The sequence below is a fragment of the Thermogemmatispora sp. genome (assembly GCF_019683635.1).
Classification (GTDB): domain Bacteria; phylum Chloroflexota; class Ktedonobacteria; order Ktedonobacterales; family Ktedonobacteraceae; genus Thermogemmatispora.
This window is the reverse complement of record NZ_JADGIA010000302.1, coordinates 1-4,123: the sequence shown is the minus strand read 5'-3', so window position 1 is coordinate 4,123 and position 4,123 is coordinate 1. Positions and strand designations below refer to the sequence as shown.

At 59.6% G+C, this 4,123-nt stretch carries 7 protein-coding genes; all 7 read left to right on the top strand.

Going from position 1 to position 4,123, the window contains the following annotated elements; translation table 11 throughout:
* On the top strand, positions 1 to 631 hold a 631-nt coding region (locus IRZ31_RS20460; RefSeq protein WP_297157350.1), incomplete at its 5' end, for a hypothetical protein.
* A gap of 281 nt (positions 632 to 912) precedes the next feature.
* Positions 913 to 1,341, top strand: a complete 429-nt coding sequence (locus IRZ31_RS20455) for a hypothetical protein (RefSeq protein ID WP_297157348.1) — start codon at positions 913 to 915, stop codon at positions 1,339 to 1,341.
* 41 nt (positions 1,342 to 1,382) lie between these two features.
* Positions 1,383 to 2,126, top strand: coding sequence for an RHS repeat domain-containing protein (locus IRZ31_RS20450; RefSeq protein WP_297157345.1), 744 nt, complete (start codon positions 1,383 to 1,385; stop codon positions 2,124 to 2,126).
* Between the two features lie 632 nt (positions 2,127 to 2,758).
* The gene (locus IRZ31_RS20445; RefSeq protein WP_297157343.1) at positions 2,759 to 2,911 is read left to right on the top strand and encodes a hypothetical protein; all 153 of its coding nucleotides are present in this window, start codon (positions 2,759 to 2,761) and stop codon (positions 2,909 to 2,911) included.
* A 19-nt stretch (positions 2,912 to 2,930) separates the two neighbouring features.
* A complete protein-coding gene (locus IRZ31_RS20440) occupies positions 2,931 to 3,311 on the top strand; it encodes an AHH domain-containing protein (RefSeq protein WP_297157341.1) in 381 nt (126 codons plus the stop codon).
* A 21-nt stretch (positions 3,312 to 3,332) separates the two neighbouring features.
* Positions 3,333 to 3,599 carry a pentapeptide repeat-containing protein gene (locus IRZ31_RS21525; RefSeq protein WP_363325710.1) on the top strand — a complete coding sequence of 89 codons (267 nt, stop codon included), beginning with the start codon at positions 3,333 to 3,335 and terminating at the stop codon, positions 3,597 to 3,599.
* A gap of 259 nt (positions 3,600 to 3,858) precedes the next feature.
* Positions 3,859 to 4,123 (top strand): hypothetical protein (locus tag IRZ31_RS20435; protein WP_297157338.1); only part of this gene is annotated, 265 nt, incomplete at its 3' end.

The following is a 4,123-nucleotide window of genomic DNA, read 5'->3' as shown; positions in this document are numbered from 1 at the left end:
GCTACAGAGAGAGCAATCGTGGCACTATAGCATACGCACGGAATTAGGGATAGACTTCTGCCTCTGGATGCTGAGGATTGATGGACTACGGGTGGCCCCCTTCGATACTCATCCAGACGGGACCCATCTCCTGCAAGCGGCGGGTCTGACCCCGGAAGCGTGGCGAAGCTGGTTTCTGAGGGTACTGGCCAAACAGAGAGATTTACAGGCTATAGAAGATCCAGATGTATGGGTAGCGGAGGCGGCAGCGAGCTATAGCCCGGTCAGCCTCTGGCCTGGCTCGGAGCGCCTCAAGGAGCGGCTGCAGGAACTCTGGCTGCTCTATGAGATGCTGACCACAGGGCTCATCGAGCCTTCCACGCCAGATTTCGTAGAGCACATGCTACCGCCCAAGGAAAGGCGCAGATTGTGGAAGGACTTAACCCCGTTTCAGCAGCTCCTTCCCCCTCTCGATATTTACCTGGTGGATTACCCACACGCTCCTCTCTTTGTCTATCCACCAACGATGCTGGTCATCGGGAACCGGGAAAGGAAGCTCCAAGGCGAAGAATTGAGGCAGCTCATCTTGCAAGGAGCGCGAGAGCTTGCCACAGCGGGTGAGAACAGGGCTGATCAGTTCCCCAGTTCGTGATCACCCTGACCTGAGTGACGGAAAGCCTGGGAGCGTTCCACTTGACAGCGCCAGCGCCCTCTATGACCCTTTTCTCTAGAGCGCGCCTGCTGATCGGTCTTTAGTGCGGGCGTGGGCGAGAGAAGGCGAGAGGCCTCACGCGAGGCATAGCTGGCGCAGCGAGCGAGCGAAAGCGTTTCGCCCTGCCTGGTCGCCGTTGGACTCGAAACCGCGGGAAGTGGAGCCACTGGCGCGGATTGAGCGCAGCGGTGGTCGAAGTCATCACCGGCCGTTCAGGCCATATGAAGCCTCTGACGCAAAGTCTGAGTCCGGCCTTGTTGAGTGGCTCGGCGGGTGGTAGCCCCCTTGACCTCCAGGGAAGCGATGGGCGTCTAGAGATCCAGATTCCTGCCGGCTCACTGGACTTTTCGGAGGCTCAGGTTGTCAGCAGTACCATCCCCAATGCGCTCGTTGGGCCACCCTCGCCGCAGCTTACTCCCATCCCTGTAGCTTCGCCGACGCCTCCATTCTCATGGAACGTGACCCAGCTCTACGGTCTTTTCCCCGGTGCGATCAGTGTGCTGGGGATGTACCAGATTCAGGTAACTGACAGTCAGGGACGTCTGGTGAGCGGCGTGCGTCTGCAGCAGCCTGTGAACGTGCTCTATCGCTACCAGCCGGATGATCTGGCTCGCCTTGATCTCGACCCGGGCACGCTTTGGCTGACCTGACGCCTCAGGCTGGCCAGACCATCACCAGTGACAGCACGAGCATGAGCTACGATGATCTGGGCCGGCTCGTGCACCTCTTCGATCCCGATCGTGGTCCCCACGACTACAGCTATGATCCCAATGGGCACCTGGTGACCGATGTCTCCGGCTCGCGCATGCTGGGCTACATCTATGATCTGTTGGGGCGGCTGGTCTGTATGCAAGATGCGGCCCCGGCCCAGAGCGTGGCTGAGACCTGTAGCAGCGGGGCCTATCCCTTTGTCCAGAACACCTACGACACGAGCACCCTGGGTAGCCAGGGGAACAGCGACTTCCCCGTTGGTCACCTCACCCAGAGCGTTGCCACGACCTGGTACCCCGACGGCAGCTCGGCGACGGTCACCGAGCGCTTCCAGTATGATCAGCGTGGGCGCCTGACAACCAGTACGCTGGCGCTGGGATTGCCGGCCTCCTGGAACGTGACGACGCCATTGCCGACCTATCAGCAGCAGATCAGCTACAACGACGCCGACCAGGTCACGACCACCACAACCAGCACCAGTGTAGCTGGCGACCCGGGCTACAGCTTTACGCAGGTCTATGATCCCAACGCTGGCACCCTGGTCGCTCTGAGTCCCACGACGGGGAGCAATCCGTTGCTGGCGAGCGTGACCTACGATGCGCGCGCTCTGCCGAGCAAGGTGGACGATCCAGACGGCCAGCGGCAACGCTCCAGCAGCCACGGAGCAATTCAGCTACGATGCCGGTCTGCGTCCGGTGGCGGCGCAGGAGCTCTGAGGCAGTGATCCGTACGTCTACGTTGCGGGGAACCCGGAGACGTTCGAGTGTCCCTCTGGATTGTTTTTGGCTCCCGACGAAGGGGCGGGGGGAACAGGTCTTCGGCATCAGATCCTGCCTGGAGTCCTTGGGCGTTTGCAGTCAACAGTAGTATTCTTGCACGCTACCGTAGCTCCCAAAGCTCTCCTGTGCCGCCGCAACGGACGCAGCCGCCTACTCTCCAGCCAGGTTCAGCGGGAGGAGAACTGCCGCCACCGACAGGGGGAGCTGGTGCTCCCGCGGCAGGCGAACCTTGCAGCTTCACCCCTGAGACCCTGGTAGAGACAGCCCAGGGAGAGCAGCCGATTGCCTCGATCCAGGTAGGAGAGCAAGTTCAGGCATACAATTCTCAGACGCACCAGATAGAGCTTGAGCCAGTTTTGCATGTCTGGCGGCATCGGGATCAAGGGCAGGTCAAGATACAAATCTGGTGGTCGGACTCGTCTTCCTCTCCTGCTGACCGCGAGGGTAGGCGGACGGTCATTCCCTCGCAGTCGAGGCAGACCAAGCAAGGGCAAAGTGAGGCGCTCTGGACGACTCCAGAACATCCCTTCCTAGCCACGGGGGCGTCTTTATTCCCGCGGGTCAGCTAAAGATCGGAGTGCGAGTAGTGCGTGCTGATGGCTCGTTCGGAGTGGTGATCAACTGGGAAGAAGTACCTGTGAGCCAGGAGATGTATAACCTGGAGGTGGCCCAGGATCACACCTTTCTGGTGGGTGCTGACCACTGGGTGGTTCATAAACGAATGCAGTAGTGCAAAGTTAGGAAGAGCTTTGAAGAGAGCTGGCGAACTGCCTCAATCAGGTCAACAGGCTCATCATGTGATTCTCTGCAAGTTAGAGAATCACCACCTCATTCAAGCGACCAATGGCGCATTTGATATCAGTGCTGCGTACAATGATCGCTGGCTCTGGCCTAAGAAGAACAGTGCTGATGCCCTGACCAGTTGGGAACCGTATCATGGAAATGCTCCAGAATATACCCAGATTATGGAATGGGCCATGGACGATGCTTATCAGCAGTTGCCTACCGGTCCAAGTAGGAGCCAAGCGGCCTCGCAGGCACTTATGGATATCATTCAAACCATGAACTCGTATATTGACTTGATTGGAGCCTTATCGGCCTTTATCAATCGTGCATGTCAGCTCGGTTGATACTAGGGGAGAAAGAAGTAAGTGCAGAAGACTTTTGACTATGGAGAGGAGCCGCGATGGAGGCGAGACATAGACGCAAGCTCTCTGAAGGGGTTGCCTCATGGGACCGCTGGCGCCGCCGTGAGGTGCCGGTCGTCAGGCCAGATCTTCCTCTGGAAAGGGTGGACCGCGGATCTCCGCCAGGCGAACCTGGTGGAGGCCTGTCTGAGAGGGGTGGATCTGTGGGGGGTGGACCTGCGAGAGATCGAGCTGAACGGTTGTAGGTTGGCTGGTACACGCCTGGCATGAGGGGAGGCGGCTAACGCCTCCTTGCTTGCCTTCTCCCGCGTTGCAAGCGTGCCGTTCTTGGATTGGGATTTTCATTCCCAGCTCCATGCTCGGTGCGTGGATACCCTGCTGACCCGGCACCCTCACGTAGTAGAAGTGAGCCAGTTCCTGCAGGCGTTGTTACCGGGATTGGACGCAGAAGACGGAAGAGTATCCGTGGATAGAGAGAGAGCACTGAGTGGGAAGCGAGGCGGAAGTACTAGAGAGCCAGGAGGGAAGGATGGAGCACGAGAACAGCTATTGGCTGCTGGCAGCAGTGGCGGAGACAAACGTTCCGAAAGACGCAGCAGACCCGCGGCGCTGGGAGCGCTATAGCTGGGGCTGTGAGCTGGTGATTGCGCGTCCGCTGCAGCGGGAGCGCCTGGTGCGGCTGCTGGCCGAAGAGGAGTCAGGGCTGGGACCGGGGGTGAGGGAGGAGGAGCCGCTGGAGTTTGCGGTGCCGGCGAGGGCGCTGAGGCTGGACTATGTGAGGCTGCCGCTGGAGC

Coding starts and splice junctions, on each gene's coding strand:
- IRZ31_RS20455 (WP_297157348.1), top strand. CDS start 913: ATGAAGCCTCTGACGCAAAGTCTGAGTCCGGCCTTGTTGAGTGGCTCG.
- IRZ31_RS20450 (WP_297157345.1), top strand. CDS start 1,383: ATGAGCTACGATGATCTGGGCCGGCTCGTGCACCTCTTCGATCCCGAT.